Origin of the sequence: Capnocytophaga sp. ARDL2, assembly GCF_041530365.1 — a bacterium.
Lineage (GTDB): Bacteria > Bacteroidota > Bacteroidia > Flavobacteriales > Flavobacteriaceae > Flavobacterium.
The window spans coordinates 1,535,895-1,556,275 of the sequence record NZ_CP168034.1 but is presented as its reverse complement, the minus strand read 5'-3'; the positions used below and the strand labels follow the sequence as shown (position 1 = coordinate 1,556,275).

Here is a 20,381-nt window from a genome sequence, read left to right as displayed (position 1 = left end):
ACATGGAAAAAAACATCATATTAAAAAAAGAAAACATCGAATTTATCGTTCGAAGAATTGCCTATCAAATCTACGAAACCTTTGTAGATGAAAATGAAATCGTAATCGCTGGAATCAAAAACAGCGGATTTATTTTTGCTAATAAAATCGCTAAAGTTTTACAGGAAATCTCTCCAATCGAAGTAAAAATGTGCGAAGTGGAAGTAAACAAACAAAAACCTTGGGAAGACATTCGCATAAGTCTATCGGAAGCTGAATATACTGACAAAGGAATTGTTTTGGTAGATGATGTGATGAACTCTGGTGCTACTTTGATCTATGGTGTAAGACATTTTTTAAATGTACCAATAAAGAAATTTAAAACAGCGGTTCTTATCGATAGAAATCACAAAAAATATCCAGTAAAAGCAGATTTTAAAGGTATTTCGCTTTCAACTTCGAGTATGGAACACATTCAAGTAGTGTTTGATAAGGATGATGAATATGCATATTTGAGTTAATAAAAAAAAGAGGCTTTCGCCTCTTTTTTTATTTTCTATTTTTCTGTTGCTGTTGTGCTTGTTCCATCATCTGTTCCATACGCTGTTGGAATTTTGATTTTGGACGCTCTTTGGTTTTATTTTCCTCGATGATTGCTTTTACTTTTTCTTCTGTAACTATGTATTTTTTGATTACAAACATAATCCCAATTGTCAATACATTCGATACAAAGTAGTACAACGACAATCCCGATGCGTAATTGTTGAAGAAAAACAACATCATCACAGGAGAAATGTAAATCATGATTTTCATAATCTTACTCATGTCTGGCATTCCCTCTTGTGCAGGTTGCATCGCCGTTTGGTCTCCCGTAGTCATCTTCATATATACAAAGGTTGCCAAAGCTGCCAAAATTGGAAACAAACTCACATGATTTCCATAAAATGGTATTGTAAATGGCAATTGTATAATACTATCGTACGACGACAAATCGTCTGCCCATAAGAATGATTTTTGTCTCAAATCAAAAGCTGCTGGGAAAAACATAAACAATGCGTAAAACACTGGCAATTGTAAGAACATTGGCAAACATCCCGCCATTGGGTTTACTCCTGCTTTTGAATACAACTTCATAGTTTCTTGTTGCTTTTTCATCGGATCATTTTTGAATTTTTCATTCAACTCCATTACTTCCGGACGAATTACTTTCATTTTTGCTTGAGAAACAAATGATTTGTATTGTATTGGCGACATCAACAAACGGATTACAATTGTCAAAAAGATAATCGACAATCCATAAGGCAAAATGCTTGTCAATACATTAAAGATAGGAATGAACAAAATTTTGTTTAACCATCCGAAAATCCCCCATCCTAAGTTCAATACTTCATCAAGGTTTTTGTCGTATTTATTCAAAATGTTGTAATCTGCTGGTCCAAAATACCAATTCATCGAATAGTTCAACTCCCCTCCTTTGTATGCCAATGGTATTTCGGCTGTAAAGTTTTTCAAAAACTCTTCGTTTTCTTCATCGTAATTTTCTTGTGCTACCGTTGCTGTTGCAAAGGCTTGATCTGTCAATAAAATCGATGTAAACAAGTGTTGTTTGAATGCAATATAGGTTACATCTTTTACCGTTTCCGAAGCCGTTTTCCCTGGGTTTAGGTAATCGTCTTTTCCGTTTTCGTATTCGTAAACAACCTCTGTGTAACGATTTTCGTAAGAAAGAGATTTTTCATTGCTAAACGCTTTCAACGTCCAGTTCAATTTTGGCTCAGTACCAGCGTTTAATACTTGGTTTAATCCTACCGACTGCAACGAAAATCCTATCATGTACTCATCTTTTTTGATTTCGTAACGGTACTCTAAGTATGCCGTTTCAGACGCTTGCATTTTCATAGAAACGATTTGTGTGTCTCCTTGTTTTGTAACCGTTGGTACAAAAGGAATATCTTTCGTTTGTATAATGCGGTTGTCTTGCGTAGTAAAGGTTAAATTCAAAGCCGAATTGTTGTCTGCAATCAATTTTACCAATTCATAAGACTCTTTAGTCTTTCTTTTTTGGTCGTTGATTTCCAGTGTTTTTATGTATCCACCTTTGGTATCGAAGGCAATCGTAAACACATCGTTTTTCACAACCACTTCTTGGTCAGTTGCTTTAGCAACACCGTAGGCAAACACTCCGTATTTTTCTGTCAAATGCGAGTTCAAACTATCGTTGGTTTGAGTTGCATTGTTTAGTGTTGTTGTAGCAGTAGCTACTTGTTCTGTAGTTTCTTGTTTTTTGGTTTCCTCATTTTTTGGGGTTTGCATAAACCAAAAAAGTAAAGCTCCTAAAAGCCCCATACCAATCAAACTACTGGTATCTAATTTTCCTTTTTCCATTATTTATGTGTTAGTTTTATTTGTGTTTTAGGTTTCACGCAAATTTAATTTTGAATTCATCTTAACTTTTTTTCTCACGCATTCCTCCTCTAAAAAGAAGGGTGCCAAAAAGGCAGGGGTGTGTCTAACGCAAATAATCACAGATTTTTTCTAAAATGAATTAAGAAAACAACACTTAAAAATGATTATTACAGTTTAAAAAGCAGATTACCACAGTTTTTGTTTTTTTTGATAAATAAAAAAAACATCAGCGAAAATCAAATCAACGCATAGAATATAAAAAAAAATCTATTCTAATCTGCGTGAAAAATCAATTGTATAAAAATATTTCATTATGAAAAAACACATCCAAATTTCAACTTAATTATTCAATTTCTTTTGTACCGTAGCTTTTACAAAATTTACAAACAACGGATGCGGATTGGCAACTGTAGATTTGTATTCTGGGTGATATTGTACCGCTACAAAGAATGGATGATCTTTCAATTCTACGATTTCTACCAATTGTGTATCTGGATTTACTCCTGAGAAAATCATTCCTCCTTCTTGGAATTTTTCTTTATAATAACTATTGAATTCGTATCTGTGTCTGTGACGTTCGTTTATCAATGAAGTTCCGTAAATATCATAAGCTTTGGTTCCTTCAATCAATTGACAATCCCAACCTCCAAGACGCATTGTTCCGCCTTTTTCTGTAATTGTTTTTTGCTCTTCCATAAAAGTAATTACAGGGTGTGGCGTGTTGTCATTCATTTCGGTAGAATTGGCATTTTCCAATTTCAACACATTACGAGCGTACTCAATTACAGCCATTTGCATTCCCAAACAAATTCCCATAAACGGAATGTTGTTTTCACGGATGTAACGCACAGCCTCTATTTTTCCTTCGATTCCACGCGAACCAAATCCTGGTGCTACCAATACTCCATCGAGGTTTTTCAATTTGTCGGCAGCGTTTTCTTTGGTCAAATATTCTGAGTGAATACTCACTACATTTACTTTTACCTGATTTGCTGCTCCTGCGTGTACAAATGCCTCTAAAATAGACTTGTATGAATCTTGCAATTCTACATATTTTCCTACCAATCCTATGTTTACCGTTGCTGTAGGATTTTTCAATCGGTGTAAGAAGTCATTCCATTTAGTTAGGTCTGGTAAACCTTTTTCTGGTAAATTTAACTTTTGCAAAGCCACTTTGTCCAATCCTTCTGCCAACATGTTGTTTGGCACTTCGTAAATTGACGACGCATCTTTTGACTGAATTACCGCCTCTGGTTTTACATTGCAGAATACCGCCAATTTTCTCTTGATGTCTGAAGACAATTCGTGTTCTGTTCTACATACCAAAATATCGGCTTTGATACCGCTTTCCATCAAAGTTTTTACAGAGTGCTGTGTTGGTTTGGTTTTCAACTCACCTGCTGCGGCCAAATATGGTACCAATGTCAAATGAATTACAATAGCATTGTCGTCTCCCAAATCCCACAACAACTGACGCACAGACTCAATGTAAGGTAACGATTCAATATCTCCTACCGTTCCACCAATTTCTGTAATCACGATGTCATAATCACCAGATTTTCCGAGCAATTGCATTCTTTCTTTGATTTCGTTGGTGATATGAGGAACCACTTGAACTGTTTTTCCTAAAAATTCACCCCTTCTCTCTTTTTCAATCACCGAAAGATATACTCTACCTGTAGTAACATTGTTTGCTTGTGAAGTCGGAACATTCAAAAATCTTTCGTAATGTCCTAAGTCTAAGTCAGTTTCAGCACCGTCGTTGGTTACATAACACTCACCGTGCTCATAAGGATTAAGCGTTCCAGGATCGACATTGATGTATGGGTCAAACTTTTGAATGGTAGTTCTATACCCTCTGGCTTGAAGCAATTTTGCCAACGATGCCGCAATAATACCTTTTCCTAAAGAAGAAGATACGCCTCCTGTAACGAATATGTACTTTGCTTGTTTCATATTATTTATGGAATGTGTGTTTTATTTAAAATATCTTGCAAAAATACGACTATATTTTGGAGTTTGAAAATATCTTTTGGGGTAAAAACATTCAACTTGAAGAAATTTATTCATATTGTCGAAAATATTTTTTTTTACTAATCATTTTTCACTATAAAAATCATTTTACATTTACTAATAATTTGTATTTTTGGAATAACATATTTCTTTCATATTCATATTTTTACATACTTATCGATTTTTCATAAAACCATTTAATAAGAAAAAATATCATCTTTTAAATTTGCACTTTGCTGATTATAGTCATTGGTACTTTGTTGTATATTTTTCCTCGTAATATTTTTATCCATAACCATTACTATTTTTATGCTAAAGATAAATGGGATAGAGATTTTGGTGTTTTTCATTTTCATACAGTAGATACTTTGGTTTTAGTAGAAATTTTTGATTTTAAAGATGAAGAAAACCACTCAATTTATGGTACATATAAAAATGATTACTTAAGGTTCATTTCCTACAAAAGAGAATGGTGAGATTTCAAATTTTCAGGTCGTTTTTCTGATGATATTTCCTTATATCAATTTCATAATTCTGGAGATACGACCACTTACTATTGGTACAAATATTCATTGAAACAAATAACCAAACAACAATATGATTCTATTTTATTTTTCACAAAATACCCTCATACTTTGCCCAATTTTTACACAGATACCATTGTAGGAAATTTTAGATTGGAATTTATAGCTCACAATCGAAATATAAAAAATGAATATGGAGAAATGATGGTGTGTGTTTATGATAAAAACACTCAAGAATTACTTCAAACTATTGAGTCAGAAAGTTTTTATTTCAATGATAAAAAAGGTATTTCAAATTCGTTTTCATTTACTGATTACAATTTTGATAGATACAATAATATTTCATTTTTTAGTTTGGTAAATGGCGCTTATGGTACACATCGAAGCGAATATTTTGCTTATAATCCAAAAACCAACCAATTTGAATATGATGATTTTTTCAATGATGAAATTGTGAGTTAGAGTATTGGTCTTGAATTTGACAAAGTCAAAAAACAAATAATCAGCCATCAAAAATCGGGAGCAGCATGGTATTGTTCTATAGTTTTTAAAGTTAAAAACGGAAAATATGTCGAATCTAAGAGATTTATCAATGATTATCACACATCACTCTATCCAATTTTTATTCAATACAAGGACAAAAATGGAAAGACAAAGGAAATAATTAAGAATAGAATAAATATGGAGGTTTCTGATTTAGATGAAAGTAATAATTTCGTAAATAAATACTATGAGATTTTTGAAAAAACAGAAAGTTATTAAACAAAAAAGTTGTCAAAACTGACAACTTTTACTCTTTATATATGATAAAAACACAAGGTTTTTTATGCAAATCGGGGGTGTTTTTCTTCCAATAAGAAATTCGTTGGGTTTGTAAAAATTGAGTAGGCAAGGTCAAATCACAGGCAATACACAATTTGGTATTGGGATGTAAAATCTGAATCATATCTGCCAACATTTGGTTGTTTCGATAGGGTGTTTCAATAAAAATCTGACTTTGTTTTTGTTCAAAAGACACACGCTCAATAGCTTTTAGCTTTTGTTTCTTCTCGTTTTTATCTATCGGCAAATAACCATGAAATACAAATGACTGACCGTTCATTCCCGATCCCATCAACGAAAGCAAAATAGACGATGGTCCAACTAATGGTCGTACTTCTATCCCCAATTCATGAGCATATTTTACCACCACTGCTCCTGGATCTGCTACTCCTGGACATCCAGCGTCACTCATCAATCCCATATTTTCCCCATTGAGCAAAGGATCTAAAAATGATTTTATTTCCTTTTGATCAGTGTGTTTGTTTAATTCAAACAATTTTAAATCAGACTGTTTTGTTGTTGGAGAAATACTTTTGATATACTTCCTTGCAGCCTTGCTATTTTCTACAATCAAAGATTGCAAACCAACCAATGTTTTTTCAATCTCTAAAGGCAACACTTGATTTACTTCCGTATCTCCCAAAAGTACAGGGATGAGATACAAAATTCCTTTTGATTGCATATTATTTTACTTCTTGATTTATTTTTTTTTGAATGATAGTACATGCCTCGTCAAGCATGGCAAATACTTTTTCAAAACCTTGATCTCCTCTGTAATACGGGTCTGGAACTTCGACATTTGAATCGGGATGAACCTCATTTAGGATCATTTCTACCTTTGCAACAGCCTTTTCATTAGGAGCCAATCTACAAACATTGATATAATTAGAGCGATCCATGACATAAATTTTGTCAAATAATTCAAAATCTTCAACTGTTAGATTTCTCGCTCTTTGATGACTAATGTCTATACCATATTTTTTAGCAACAGCTATTGAGCGTTTGTCAGGTTTTTCTCCAGAATGCCATGCGGCTGTTCCAGCCGAATCTACAGTAACTTTTGTTGTATCTACTTTTGATTGTAAAATCCCTTCTGCCAATGGAGAACGACAAATATTCCCCAAACATACCATCAATACTTTCATATTTTTTACGAAAAGTTTTTATCCAATGTTTCGTATTGTTTTTTAAATTCTTTATCTGTTTCTAATAGGTTTTCTACTGTTTTTAACGCATGCAAAACTGTAGCATGGTCTTTTTTACCTATTTGTGACCCTATGTTTGCCAATGACAAATTGGTGTATTGCTTTGCAAAGTACATTGCCATTTGTCGAGCTTGTACAATGTTTCTTGTACGTGTTTTGGAACATAAATTATCGATACTAAGATTGTAAAAATCTGATATTACTTTCAAAATCACATCTATAGAAACTTCAACTTTGGTGTTTTTCACAAATTTTCCAATAGTATCCTGAGCCAAATCCAAAGTAATTTCTTTGTGATTGAAAGAAGATTGAGCTACCAAAGAAATTATTGCACCTTCGATCTCTCTAATATTTGATTTTACATTTTTTGCTACATATTCTACAACTGTATCAGGCATTTCAATACTATCTCTATACAATATGTTTTTGATAATATCTACTCTTGTAGAATAATCAGGTGGCAATATTTCTGCAGACAATCCCCATTTGAATCGGGACAACAAACGCTGTTCGATAAATTGAATTTCGACTGGAGGCTTATCTGAAGTCAAAATGATTTGTTTTCCATTTTGATGCAAATGATTGAAAATATGGAAAAAGACCTCTTGTGTACCTGATTTACCAGACAAAAATTGAATATCATCAACAATCAAAACATCGATCAATTGATAAAAATAAATAAAATCGTTTCGATTGTTTCTTCTTACAGCATCTTGATATTGTTGAACAAACAATTCGGTAGAAATATATAAAACGATTTTCTCTGGATGCTTTTCCTTAATATCAATACCTATAGCATGAGCTAAATGTGTCTTACCTAAACCTACTCCACCATATATCAACAAAGGATTGAAAGCGGTTCCTCCTGGATTTTTGGCTACTGCCATACCAGCACTTCTCGCTAAACGATTGGATTCACCTTCTAAAAAATAATCAAAATTGTACTTAGAATTGAGCTGAGATTCGATTTTTACATTGCGAATACCTGGAATAACAAAAGGATTTTTCAACTCAGGATTTTTTTGCTGAATTGGAACATCTAACTCTTGGGTTTTAATAGATTCCTTCAACATTGAAGGCAATTGTTGTGGTTTAGCCTGACTATTTCCATTACTTTCCTTTGTAGTAATTTTGTAAATCAAACGAACATTCTGACCTATTACTTTATGCAGGGCAGATCTTAAAATGCTAATATAATTTGCCTCAATCCACTCGATAAAAAATTGTGTTGGGACTATAATATACAACGTCTCTTCCTTTAATTCTTGAGGAATTATCGGTTCAAACCATGTGGCAAATGCCGTTTCATCTACATTATCTTTTATGTATTGAAGACATTTATCCCATATTATTTCAACTGATTCGTTTGTATTTTCAAGCATTTTTAAAGAAATTTGTAAAAATTTTTTTCGTAACTATTCGTTCAAATAGTAGGTCTTTTTATTACCCTACAAAAATGTAAATAATTTTTTAATAAAAAAAAATATTATTTATTTTATATTAACGAATATTTTTGTAAGCACCTTAAAGTAAAAATACAAACAAAACAATGGAATCATTTGATATTCAAACTCGTATAAGATATTCTGAAACTGACCAAATGGGAGTAGTATATCATGGAAATTACGCGGCTTTTTTAGAGATTGGTCGTACGGAATGGATGAGAAAAAAAGGGCTTTCATATAAAGAATTGGAACAAAACGGCGTAATGTTGCCGGTGGTTTCTTTGACTATGAATTATAAAAAGCCCGCTTGTTATGATGATTTAATTACGATAAAGACTTTTTTTAAATCTCAAACGGGTGCAAAAATAGAATTTGACTACGAAATCTATAACGAAAAAGGTGACTTATTGACTACTGCTTATTCACTTTTGGTTTTTGTTAATAAAGAAACAGGAAGACCCATGGCTCCTCCTACTTATGTTTCAGAAAAAATAAATGTGTAGTTTTACTTATTTCGGACTGATGATTTTCACATCTTGAAATGTGATGACTCCTCGTACGACTCCCGAAATCACTCCGTGCAATGCGTCGATGATTTGTTTTTTTAATTCGTCTTTTGGAAAAATCAAACTAACCTCTCGAGACGGTTTGGGGTCTGAAAATTCGATTAAATTGTTTTTTCGCTTTTCTGACAAATCCAAGGTGTGAAGATAAGGTAAAAAGGTTACCCCCAATCCTGTGTCTGCCAGTTGCAATAAGGTTTCAAAACTCCCTGATTTCAACTCGGTTTTGTTTTGCAATTGAGTAGCTCTGGCATTACACAAATTCATAATTCCATTGCTAAAACAATGTCCGTCTTGCAATAACAAAATTTCATTTATATCAATATCCTCTACCGTAATTTCTTTTTTATCACGCTTGTAGTCTGGTGGAAAATACCCTACAAACGGCTCGTAATACAATACAATTTCCTTTACATTGTCTTGTTGCAAAGGCGTTGCAACTATAGCCGCATCGAGCAATCCTTTTTCCAATCTATACAAGATTTCTTCCGTGGTATGCTCTTCGACAATCAAATGAACTTTTGGATATTTTTTTACAAAGTTGTTCAAAAACAAAGGCAGTAACGAAGGCATAATCGTAGGCAAAATCCCTAAGCGAAATTCTCCGCCAATATATCCTTTTTCTTGTTCGATTATATCTTTGATACGATCACTTTCTATGACGATTTTTTTTGCTTGTTCCACAACTTTTTTACCAACATCGGTGAGTTCGATAGGTTTTTTATTGCGGTCAAAAATTTTTACATCGAGTTCTTCCTCCAACTTTTGGATTTGCATACTCAATGTGGGTTGAGTTACGAAACATTTTTCGGCAGCCGAAGTAAAATTTTTATGTTCAGCAACTGCCAATACATATTGTAGTTGAGTTATAGTCATATTTTATGCTTTAGACAATAAGCAAAACGCTTTAAGTTTGTTTTACTTTCACTTATTTTTTTAGAAATTATAAAAACACCTTCAACATCATCAAACAAAATGAATCGAACAATGAATTGATAAATTTTTCATCATTTTTCAATTCTTTCTTACAGCTTATACACAATATTAAAAGTGAAGTCATCTTGACTTTTTTTCTCACGCAGATTTCACATATTGACACAGATTTTTTTTTGAAATGATAAAAAAATAGCATTTAAAAACGATTAAATCTACGGTTTAAGACAGATTACTGCAGATTTTGTTTTTTGATAAATCAAAAAAATAATCAAAGCAATTAAAATATATGCGTTATCAGATAAAATAAAGTAAGCGTAACAAGGATAAATTTAATTGAAACACCCCACCTTCGGCACCCTTCTTTAAAAAAGAGGGGAATGCGTGTAACCAAATAATGTAGCTCGAATCTTCGTGTCGGATTTCGTCCCTCCATTGGGGGCTTATTTTATCCCCCTCTCTTCAATCCACTTGATATATTTGTCGCGATTTTTTGAATGCTCTTCCATAGTAGTTGCAAATTCGTGATAGCCAATTCTACTGACACTTGCACAAAAATAGATATAATTATGATTTTCAGCATTTAAGACTGCATCAATACTACTCACATCAGACATAGCGATCGGTCCTGGTGGCAATCCTTTGTACAAATATGTATTGTAAGGATTATTTATTTTCAAATCATTGAGATACACGCGTTTAATGATGGTATCAAAATTTTGCATTGTCAATTTTTTAGCATAAATCACCGTAGGGTCGGCTTGAAGCTGAATACCTTTTTTCAAACGATTGAGATACACCCCTGCTACTCTTGGTCTTTCATCTATTTTGGCTGATTCTTTTTGAACAATCGATGCCAAATTGTTTATTTCCAAGGGAGAGTATCCCATTTCTTTGGCTTTGGCTGTGCGATGTGCATTCCAAAACTTAATGTATTCTTTATGAATGGTATTACGAACTTTCAACGGATTGACATTCCAATAAAATTCGTATGTATTGGGCATAAACAACCCCAAAGCGTTTTCTTTGGTCGCTTGATTTTGTTCCAAAAATTTTGCTTCGGTAAAAATTTCTATAAATTCTTCCGCCGTTGGTTCCAATTGTTTGTCCAATCTCTTAGCCAAATCTTGCAAAGTCTCTTGATTGTTGAAAGTTACTCTTACAGGCACATTTTTTCTCAATGCTTGAGCAATTTCAAAATTGTTCATGCCTTTGGTGAGTTCAAATCTTCCAGAAAAAATCTTTTTGTCCATTTCAAATTGCTTGAACACCGATTCGAATTGTTCCCAATCATTTACAAATTGCTTAATCGAATCCCTCGCTTGATTGGGAGTAGCATTTGTCGGAATTAATACATACGCTTTTGATTCTGAAAATGATGTATTGGGAGAAAACGCTTTACTATACAAAATAAACGCGTATATCAATCCCGCTGTAAGTATTCCTACGGATAAGTAGGTTAGTAATTTTTTTAATGACATGTTTTATTGTATATTATAAATTGTATAATGTATCATTGTATCCCATGTCTGATGGGATAGGTATTAAAATTAACTTTTTTGTAACCACATAGACACATAGTCTTTTTTTTACCACTGAGAAACAGAGATTCCGAATTTCTCGAGACAGATATTTAGAGAAAACATAGACTGTTGTGGATAAATCTTTATGAGTCTTTTTTATTACTAAAAATAAAATAATCCTCAAAGGATATTAATTTCCCCTTCGGGGGGGGGGTAGGGGGCATATTAATCAACTGAAAAAAAGCTTCGTCTTTGTAAATATTTCCTACTTGAATCCAGTCTTTTTTCACACCGGTTTTCTGAAAGCCAAATTTAGAAAAAAGTGAGATACTTGCGTCGTTATCGGTGATAATATTTGCATAAATTTGATGTAAATTTTGATAGGAAAAGCAATATTCAATGATTTTTGCTAAGGCTTGACTTGCATAACCTTTCCCTCTGTTTTGCTCTTCTGCTATCAATATTCCCACGCCTACTCTACGATTTCGAGCGTCGAAGTCAAACAAATCGATAAATCCCAATCGCTCGTTGGTTTTTTTTTCGCAAATGACCCAGCGTTGTTGCTTGGCTGTATATAAATCTAAATGAGCTTGGGAAATGTACTCTTCCAAGGTATAATAGGAAAACAGTTGATTCGTCTGACTTACCAACCAATTGTTTGCGTCGTTTTCTACTTGGTATAAAAATTCCAAATCCGACGGTTCTAATGCTCTTAATTTTATAGTTTTCATTGTTTTATTTTTTTAACTCCTACGGAGTTAGTATATTCTCTCTCAGATTAAACAAATTTTTCCACCACATAGACATATAGTTTTTTTCTATTTTTACCACGATGAATCAAAGGTTATTTTTTTAAAAAAAACATAAATTCTTTGTTTAAAGAAAAAACAAAACTTTGGGGTGAAATAAAAATACATTCCAGTAGCTTCGTCCTGCTCTTTGGCGTTGAACTTATAGCCGTTGTTGAAATTCGTTGTTTGGTTGTGTTCTACGATTTGCTCTCCAAAAGGTAAATGCTCGTTGCAAGCTATTGGTCGTTTATATTTATTTCTATAAAGTTCTCTTTATCAAAATAATTAATTACTTCATAGAGATTTGGATGAATTTGATTTAAATCGCTTTCCATAAATTCATGTTCACTTACTCGAGCGATAGTAATGGTATCTGTTTCTTCCATTGTTTTTCTTATAATCCTTATATCGATACACTCCTCATTTCTATCAAATTTGTAAAATGATTGTAATTTGCTTTTAAAAATCGATTGTAATTTTCTATTAATGTCTTTTGGAATTTCATCTTTGAAAAAAAATTCACCCGTAGAATATTCTTTATAAACATATTCGACAGAATCACTTTTTATATCAAATTTTTTGGTTCCCCATACATCATATATATATAACTCATAACTATTATTCCTATCTTTTATACCACAACTAAATAGTAATAAAACTATACTACTTAGAAAGATTTTCATTACCTCTCGACCTTCCAAAACTTCTACCAATATACGCTTCACCATTTTCATCTTTATCTTGTAAAACTTTTTTTGCTATACCATCAATATTCTCTTGAGAAACTTTTGCTTGATCTTCTAATGCATTTTTTCCCATGATATCATTTTCTTCTACACCTTTATAGTTTTCATATACTCCAATTTCTGAAGAAGGATAATACATATCTGCAATTCCTAACAAGTGTCCAAATTCATGTGCATAAGTATTATCACTTTTATAATACCCCCATTCTCCAGTATATCCATCTCCATTAACTTGTGAACGTGTATTTTTATCACTATACAATTCGATTACATTCAAATGTCCTTCTTTGTATTCTTTAAAGGCTTATAAATAGCCTTCTTTATCAGTTGGTAGCGGTTTAACATTTATATCAAAAACAACTTTATATATTTTATTTGTTTCTTTATCTTTATATGTAAAATTTTTACCCCAAAATGATTTAATTCCGTTTTCAATAGATTTTGCTTTTTTGGCAGTTGCATTATATCCTCTTATATATATAGTAGTTTTTACAATTATTGTATTTCCTTTCACAACTGCTTTAGCGTTTCTTCCATCTGGGTCTATCAAATTGGCAGGATTTTGATGCACATAATGATATGGTGTCCAACCTACAAACTCCTCCGCCAACGGATCTACACTTATAAACACACTCAACCTTGGGTCGAAATACCTCGCTCCATAATAATACATTCCAGTAGCTTCGTCCTGCTCTTTGGCGTTGAACTTATAGCCGTTGTTGAAATTCGTTGTTTGGTTGTGTTCTACGATTTGCTCTCCAAAAGGGAGGTATTCGTTATATGCCACAGGTCGTCCATACACATCTGTTGCATAGGTTGTAGTACCTAATGGATCGCTGTGATAATAAAATACCAAATCATCACTTGGTGGATTTATTGGTGGCTCGTATTGTATAACCACAGATGGTTGTACAACAGGTGCTGGTGTGTACTGAATGGGTTCGGTTGGTGTTGGTTCAGGTTCTTGTAAAGTTGGTGTTGGCTCGCAGGGTAAAAATGATTGGATATATGCCAAAAACTCACAAGGGTTTTGTCTGTTGCTTTCATCCAGTCTGAAATACTCAATTATTGGAGATATAATGTTATGTTTGTAACAATCTCCATACGGAAGATATATCAAATTTTCATTTATATCTCTTATAGTTATTTTTTTTAATGTCCAAACGTACAATTGCTCTAACTGATTCAAACAATCTAATTCATCTATTTCTGCTTGGGTATAAACAGGGGCTTCAAGTATTACTTCAACAACTTGAACGGATTGGCAATTCATCCCATTTACAGCATATAATTTTTGGCAATAATTATAATCAGGATGGTTTACAATATTCAAAAATAAAGTGTAACAATCCGTCATTGAAGGATCGTTGGCTAAATATCCGTCAATAGCATTTAGCTGGTCTAAACAATTTTGTGGGTCTTGCTGTATATCATTCGGAATATTTTCAAATTGGGCATACGCCGTCGGTATTTGAATCAAACACTCAATAAATAGGAGTAGTGTTTTTAAAAATTTGTTCATTTTTTATCCTATATTTTTAGCAATAGATAATGTAGTTATCTTGACTTTTTTTCTCACGATTTTCTCTCATAAAAAGAGGGAAGTCCTCGAAAACTTGCAGAAGAGTATGTGAAGTATGTGAGAAAGACGGAGTGTGTATTTTTTTTTAACCACATAGGCAGAATAGATAACATAGTTTTTTTGACACTTCGCTTTTATAGACCACATAGATTCTATTGCGTGGATTAATTTTCTTTGTAATTTAACAAACTATAATCGGTTTGTTGATGCAGTCTGTTAAACTTCGTAATTCAGAAAAAATCTATGTATATCCATATAATCTGCGTGAAAATCTCTATTTAAAAACCCCTTCAAATACCTTAGTTGCAGCTCCTTCTAAATACACATTTTTATAAACTCTATTCTCCAATTGAAACGAAACCCAAAGTGTACCGCCCAAAACTTCCAATTTTACTTTATTATCGGTAACTTTTCCTAAATGATGTAAAATCAAAGCAACCGCTGTGGTTCCTGTGCCGCAAGATAGCGTTTCGTCTTCTACTCCCCTTTCGTATGTTCGCAAACTGATGTTTTGATTTTCGTCAATAGAAACTACATTTACATTGGTTCCACCTGGTGCATACAAATCGCTGTACCTCACTTGTTTTCCATAATCAAAAATAGGAAAATTTTGTACATTATCAACAATCTTTACATGATGTGGTGAACCTGTATTGGTAAACCAACAATCCTCTGGTTGGGCTTTTATTTCGTGTACATCAATCATTTGCAGAGAAATTGTCTCAGGAGTAACTGTTGCTTTGTGCAAACCATCAACGGCGTTGAAAATTGTTTGTTCAGAAATTACTCCTAAATCGTGTGCAAAACGCACAATACATCTCCCACCATTTCCGCACATAGTGCTTTCATTTCCATCGGAATTGAAATATACCATTTTGAAATCGTATTCTGGGTCGTTTTCGAGTAAAATCAATCCATCGGCACCTATTCCAAAACGTCGATGACACATTTTTTCAATCAATTGGCGATTGTATTTTGGGAAAAACTCTGTGCGATTGTCAATCATCACAAAGTCATTTCCTGTTCCTTGGTATTTACAAAAAGGGATTTTCATTGTCTATATAATAAGGTACAAATTTAGGAAATCTATTAGTGTTTTTACTATACTTTTTTTAGATTGGTTGTTTGTGAATTTATACAAAAGTAGTGATTTCTTATATTTTTTTATTGCTATTTATACATGGCAGAATCAACTACCAAGTACAACTTTATTATACTATGAATTTATAAAATAAATTCTTTGGTTCTTCATAGTTTAATGTCAATCTCGGTCTACGGTTAATTTTATATTGTACTTAAATAGAATTTAAGCAAAATTATTATTATTAATTTTTTCTAATATTTATCTCACAAAATTACATTTTTTCTGAATACAAAAAAAAGCTGTCCTATTCGGACAGCCTCTTATTTTATTTTAAATGTGTATCGAAATAATCTGCAATTTTGTGGTTGAGATGTGCTCTGTCTCTACCAATTACATTGTGTTCGTGGGTAGGATACAAGAAATAATCCACTGGTTTTCCTGCTTTGATACAAGCTTCGATAAACTCCATACTGTGTTGTTGCAACACCACTGGGTCTTGAGCTCCGTGTATCATCAACAAGCGACCTTGCAAATTACCTACTTTGTCGAGCAAAGTCGTTTTTGCATATCCTTCTGGATTTTGCTCTGGTGTATCCATATAGCGTTCGCCGTACATAATTTCATACCATTTCCAATCGATAACAGGTCCACCCGCAACGCCTACTTTGTATTTGTCCGGATGATTGAGCATCAACGAAGTAGCCATAAATCCTCCAAAAGACCAACCGTAAACGCCGATTCGTTCTTTGTCAACAAATGGCAATGAAACCAAATAATCGTATCCTTTTAATTGATCTGCCATTTCATTTTGTCCCAATTGACGATGAATGACATGCTCAAAATCTCGTCCTCGGTTATCACTACCTCTGTTGTCTAATGTAAATACGACATAACCTTTTTGAGCCATATACAAGTCAAATCCCGTTGCTCCATAGTTAAAAGAATTAGTAACCAACTGAGCGTGAGGGCCACCGTAAACATAGGTCATCACAGGGTATTTTTTGTTTGCATCAAAATCTATTGGATAGACAATTCTTGCATTCAAAGGCGTTTTTCCATCGGCTGCAACAATGGTTTTATACGCTACTTTTGGCTGATTGATTTTACCTTCATACGGATTTTTTGCTTCTAAAAGAGTCGATTGCTTTACTCCTTTCGCATTGACAATATTGACAACATTTGGCTTGTCATACGCTGAATATTGGTCAAAAATCAATTGATTATTATCGCTGATTTTTACCATGTGAGTTCCGTCAACTTTGGTAATTTGAGTGGTTTTTCCAGACTTTAAATCTACTTTGTACAACTGTTTTCCCATTCCGTTTTGGTGCGTACCTGTGTAAAAAATTTCTTTTTCTGTGATTTTGTTTATTTCTTTAAAAACCACATCTTTATACCCAAGATTTCTTACCAATTTACCGTTGGTATTGTACAAATACATTTGTCTGTACCCATTGATATCCGTTACATAAACAAACAAATTTTTTGAATTGGGAACAAATACAAAATTGTTTGAAGGCTCTACATAAGTTGTAGATTTTTGCTCAAACAAAGTAGCCGTTGGTTTTCCATTTTTTGCCGAAAACTGCTTTACTACCAAATGATTTTGGTTGCGATTTAGCACTCCTACCAACACCGATAGACCGTCTGGAGTCCAGGTAGGCATCGTCAAAAATTGGTCAACATCACCCGTGTCCAATGTTTGTGTTGAATGATTTTTCAAATCATAGATTTTCAATTTCACAACTTCATTGGTCATTCCTGCCATTGGATATTTAATAGGATTGTGTGTTGCCACTCGAGTACTAAAATCAATCAACGGATAATCAGAAACTTTTGATTCGTTTTTACTATAAAACAAAATTTTGCTTTGGTCTGGACTAATCCAAAAACCTTTGTCTATTCCAAATTCCTGACGGTGGGTATTGCTACTACCATTGACAATTGTTGGTTCGTCATTGGTTATTGCAATCGTTTCTCCGTTTGATTTGGAAATTTTTATATTATTTTTATCCAACCAAATTACGAAATCTAAATTTTCAGCAACTTGTTCTTCTTGAGCTTCGTTTGAAAAAGACACAAATTTCACAATTTGATGATTATTTACATCATATTGCACTGCGTACTTATTTTTTTCGCCCGAAACTGTGAATTGTAAAACATTTTTATCAATCCACGAATGATTGAAAGGAATCATTTGCAAATTGAACGTATCGTTTTTTATTGTTTCTTGCAAAGCGGTTTGCAATTGCTCTCTTGTCAAAATAGTTTTATCTTTTTGCGTTTTTACATTTTTTTGAATTAAATGAAAACGCACTTGACCACTTGACAAATAAGAAATATGCTCATTGTCTTGCCAATTGGCCGCATAAAGTTGTTCAACTGGAAAAAAAGCATGGGTAGCTGTTGCCTCTTGCACAGTGAAATTTCTTTGTGCATGAGTAATTGAAAAGACTAATAATAAACCTGATAAAATGATTTTTTTCATATAATTATATATCCTAAATATCTTTTAAATATTAACCTACTAATTTTCAACATAATAAAATTTAATTGCTTTAATAAGTATCAAAGTGCAAATTACAACTATTTTTTCGATAAAAAAATAAAAAACCGTCATTTAACGTACAAATGTCAAATGACGGTTGAATATATTTGCTAAAAAAAATTACAATTTCTCTTCAATAATTTTCTTCAAAATTTCAGGATTGATCATTGTAGAAGTATCGCCTAAATTATTCTCTTGATTATTGGCAATAGCTCTCAACATACGACGCAATATTTTTCCTGAACGCGTTTTTGGTAAATCATCCACAAATTGAATTTTGTCCAATTTTCCTATAGGTCCATAATGGTCGGCGATCAATTGATTAATTTCTTTTTTCAAATTGTCTCTGTCTCGATAGTTTCCTTCTACTTTCAAAGAAATAAATCCATACATCGTATTTCCTTTGATTTCGTGCGGATACCCTACAATTGCCGATTCTGCCACTGCCGGATGCTGATTGATAGCATCTTCGATGGGAGCAGTGCCGAGGTTGTGTCCCGAAACAATAATCACATCATCTGTACGACCTACAATTCTATAATAACCAACTTCGTCTCTCAAAGCATTATCTCCTGTGAAATAATAGCCTGGGAATGTAGAAAAATAGGTTTCTACATAGCGTTTGTGATCGCCCCAAATCGTACGAGCCATAGATGGCCAAGGGTGTTTGATGCACAAATTCCCCATTTGTTGAAAATCTTCTATTTCCTCTCCATGTTCATCAAGTAATACTGCCTGAGTTCCAGGCAACGGTAAAGTTGCATAGGTTGGTTTTGTTGGAGTTTTAAACGCCAATGGTGCAATCAAAATCGCTCCTGTTTCCGTTTGCCACCATGTATCCATAATCGGACATCGTTTTTTTCCTACAAAATCATTGAACCAGTGCCACGCTTCTTCGTTGATAGGTTCTCCTACACTTCCCAATACTCTCAAAGACGATAAATCGTGCGAAGTAATATATGAATAATCATTGGTCATCAACGAGCGAATGGCTGTTGGTGCGGTATAAAAATGCGTAACTTTATGTTTGTCAATAATATCCCAATAACGAGATGGGGTAGGATACGTTGGAATTCCCTCGTGAATTACCGTCGTTGCCCCATTGAGCAAAGCTCCGTACAACATATACGAATGTCCTGTAATCCAACCTAAATCGGCGGTACACCAAAAAATATCTTCTTCTTTATAGTCAAAAACATTGGCAAATGTATAGGCAGTTTGCACCATATATCCACCTGTTGTATGCACCATTCCCTTTGGTTTTCCGGTCGAACCAGAAGTATAAAGGATAAACAATGGGTCTTCTGCATCCATAATTTCAGGATTGCATTCCTCCGAGGCATTGGCATACAACTCATCAAACCACACATCTTTTTCTGCTTGAAAAGGTATGTCTTGATTGGTGCGTTTTACCACCAATACTTTTTCTACACAATCCAATCCGTTGATGGCTTTATCTATTACTTCTTTGAGCTTGATGGTTTTATCTCCTCTAAAACCACCATCGGCAGTAATGACCAATTTTGCACCACAATCTTCAATTCTTCTACGAGCGGCTGCGTCTGAAAATCCTGCAAAAATCACAGAGTGAATAGCTCCAATTCTTGCACAAGCCAACATTGCTATTGCCAATTCTGGAATCATCGGCAGATACAAACACACGCGATCGCCTTTTTCGATTCCCAATGATTTCAACACATTGGCAGTTTTACACACGCGTTGGTATAAATCGTTATACGAAATAAATTGTGTAGGTTCATCAGGATTGTTAGATTCAAAAATGATAGCATTTTTATCTCCTTTTCTCGCAACATAACGGTCTATACAGTTTTTGGTAATATTTAATTTACCTCCCATAAACCATTTGATGTCCCCATTTGTAAAATCAAATTCAAAAACACGCTCAGGAGCTTGATACCACAGAAAAGCCTCCTCCGCCATTTTTCCCCAAAATTTTCTTGGTTCTCTAACGGCTTTTTTAGTATGCTTAAAATATTGTTCTAAATCTGCTATTTTAAAATAACTCATAATATTTATAGTTTTTAGTAGTTTTTGTTTTTTTAAAGTAGTATTTTTTTATAGTACATATTGAATTAAACAAAGAATATCAACTATTTAAAAATAAGCAATCAGCTATTAATAATTTTAAATTTTCTAAAAGTATTTTTATAATAACAATTGTATATTTTCTTATAAATTTCATGATATACATTGTAT

18 protein-coding genes are annotated in these 20,381 nt (G+C 33.3%); 4 read left to right on the top strand and 14 right to left on the bottom strand.

Features of this window, described 5'->3' with window-relative positions; translation table 11 throughout:
* Positions 1–2: 2 nt before the first annotated feature.
* Entirely contained in the window at positions 3–500 is a 498-nt protein-coding gene (locus AB4865_RS07920; RefSeq protein WP_372472740.1) for a phosphoribosyltransferase domain-containing protein, read from the top strand.
* Between the two features lie 28 nt (positions 501–528).
* Here AB4865_RS07920 and yidC read toward each other — a convergent pair whose 3' ends face one another.
* On the bottom strand, positions 529–2,364 hold the full coding sequence (gene yidC, locus AB4865_RS07915) for a membrane protein insertase YidC (protein ID WP_372472739.1): 1,836 nt from the start codon (positions 2,362–2,364) through the stop codon (positions 529–531).
* A 360-nt stretch (positions 2,365–2,724) separates the two neighbouring features.
* Positions 2,725–4,341, bottom strand: a complete 1,617-nt coding sequence (locus tag AB4865_RS07910) for a CTP synthase (protein ID WP_372472738.1) — start codon at positions 4,339–4,341, stop codon at positions 2,725–2,727.
* Between the two features lie 290 nt (positions 4,342–4,631).
* Here AB4865_RS07910 and AB4865_RS07905 point away from each other — a divergent pair, with 290 nt between their 5' ends.
* Together AB4865_RS07905 and AB4865_RS07900 are read left to right on the top strand one after the other, a co-directional pair.
* Entirely contained in the window at positions 4,632–4,874 is a 243-nt protein-coding gene (locus AB4865_RS07905) for a hypothetical protein (protein WP_372472737.1), read from the top strand.
* Positions 4,875–4,970: 96 nt separating this feature from the next.
* Entirely contained in the window at positions 4,971–5,384 is a 414-nt protein-coding gene (locus AB4865_RS07900) for a hypothetical protein (protein ID WP_372472736.1), read from the top strand.
* A gap of 328 nt (positions 5,385–5,712) precedes the next feature.
* Here the strand turns inward: AB4865_RS07900 and AB4865_RS07895 are convergent, their stop codons facing one another.
* From AB4865_RS07895 to dnaA, 3 genes are read right to left on the bottom strand one after another with little or no spacing between them, the layout of a single operon-like run.
* On the bottom strand, positions 5,713–6,426 hold the full coding sequence (locus AB4865_RS07895; RefSeq protein WP_372472735.1) for an SAM-dependent methyltransferase: 714 nt from the start codon (positions 6,424–6,426) through the stop codon (positions 5,713–5,715).
* 1 nt (position 6,427) lies between these two features.
* Entirely contained in the window at positions 6,428–6,889 is a 462-nt protein-coding gene (locus AB4865_RS07890; RefSeq protein WP_372472734.1) for a low molecular weight protein-tyrosine-phosphatase, read from the bottom strand.
* Between the two features lie 5 nt (positions 6,890–6,894).
* Positions 6,895–8,331, bottom strand: a complete 1,437-nt coding sequence (gene dnaA / locus AB4865_RS07885; RefSeq protein ID WP_372472733.1) for a chromosomal replication initiator protein DnaA — start codon at positions 8,329–8,331, stop codon at positions 6,895–6,897.
* A gap of 167 nt (positions 8,332–8,498) precedes the next feature.
* On the opposite strand from dnaA, the gene AB4865_RS07880 reads away from it, so the two are divergent.
* Positions 8,499–8,897 carry an acyl-CoA thioesterase gene (locus tag AB4865_RS07880; protein WP_372472732.1) on the top strand — a complete coding sequence of 133 codons (399 nt, stop codon included), beginning with the start codon at positions 8,499–8,501 and terminating at the stop codon, positions 8,895–8,897.
* Positions 8,898–8,903: 6 nt separating this feature from the next.
* Here the strand turns inward: AB4865_RS07880 and AB4865_RS07875 are convergent, their stop codons facing one another.
* The 9 genes from AB4865_RS07875 to acs form a co-directional block, all read right to left on the bottom strand.
* Entirely contained in the window at positions 8,904–9,833 is a 930-nt protein-coding gene (locus AB4865_RS07875; RefSeq protein WP_372472731.1) for a LysR family transcriptional regulator, read from the bottom strand.
* Positions 9,834–10,333: 500 nt separating this feature from the next.
* On the bottom strand, positions 10,334–11,371 hold the full coding sequence (gene mltG / locus AB4865_RS07870) for an endolytic transglycosylase MltG (protein ID WP_372472730.1): 1,038 nt from the start codon (positions 11,369–11,371) through the stop codon (positions 10,334–10,336).
* 185 nt (positions 11,372–11,556) lie between these two features.
* Positions 11,557–12,144: a GNAT family N-acetyltransferase gene (locus tag AB4865_RS07865; protein ID WP_372472729.1), complete on the bottom strand. Its 588-nt coding sequence runs from the start codon at positions 12,142–12,144 to the stop codon at positions 11,557–11,559.
* A gap of 296 nt (positions 12,145–12,440) precedes the next feature.
* Positions 12,441–12,917 carry a hypothetical protein gene (locus tag AB4865_RS07860; protein ID WP_372472728.1) on the bottom strand — a complete coding sequence of 159 codons (477 nt, stop codon included), beginning with the start codon at positions 12,915–12,917 and terminating at the stop codon, positions 12,441–12,443.
* Positions 12,868–13,227: a hypothetical protein gene (locus tag AB4865_RS07855; protein ID WP_372472727.1), complete on the bottom strand. Its 360-nt coding sequence runs from the start codon at positions 13,225–13,227 to the stop codon at positions 12,868–12,870. Before AB4865_RS07855 ends, AB4865_RS07860 begins: the two co-directional genes overlap by 50 nt.
* Positions 13,228–13,254: 27 nt before the next feature.
* Positions 13,255–14,472 (bottom strand): RHS repeat domain-containing protein, encoded by a 1,218-nt coding sequence (locus AB4865_RS07850; RefSeq protein ID WP_372472726.1) that lies wholly within the window; start codon positions 14,470–14,472, stop codon positions 13,255–13,257.
* Positions 14,473–14,806: 334 nt separating this feature from the next.
* The gene (gene dapF / locus AB4865_RS07845) at positions 14,807–15,586 is read right to left on the bottom strand and encodes a diaminopimelate epimerase (RefSeq protein ID WP_372472725.1); all 780 of its coding nucleotides are present in this window, start codon (positions 15,584–15,586) and stop codon (positions 14,807–14,809) included.
* A gap of 355 nt (positions 15,587–15,941) precedes the next feature.
* Positions 15,942–18,104 (bottom strand): DPP IV N-terminal domain-containing protein, encoded by a 2,163-nt coding sequence (locus AB4865_RS07840; protein ID WP_372472724.1) that lies wholly within the window; start codon positions 18,102–18,104, stop codon positions 15,942–15,944.
* A gap of 180 nt (positions 18,105–18,284) precedes the next feature.
* On the bottom strand, positions 18,285–20,192 hold the full coding sequence (acs, locus tag AB4865_RS07835) for an acetate--CoA ligase (protein WP_372472723.1): 1,908 nt from the start codon (positions 20,190–20,192) through the stop codon (positions 18,285–18,287).
* Positions 20,193–20,381: the final 189 nt, after the last annotated feature.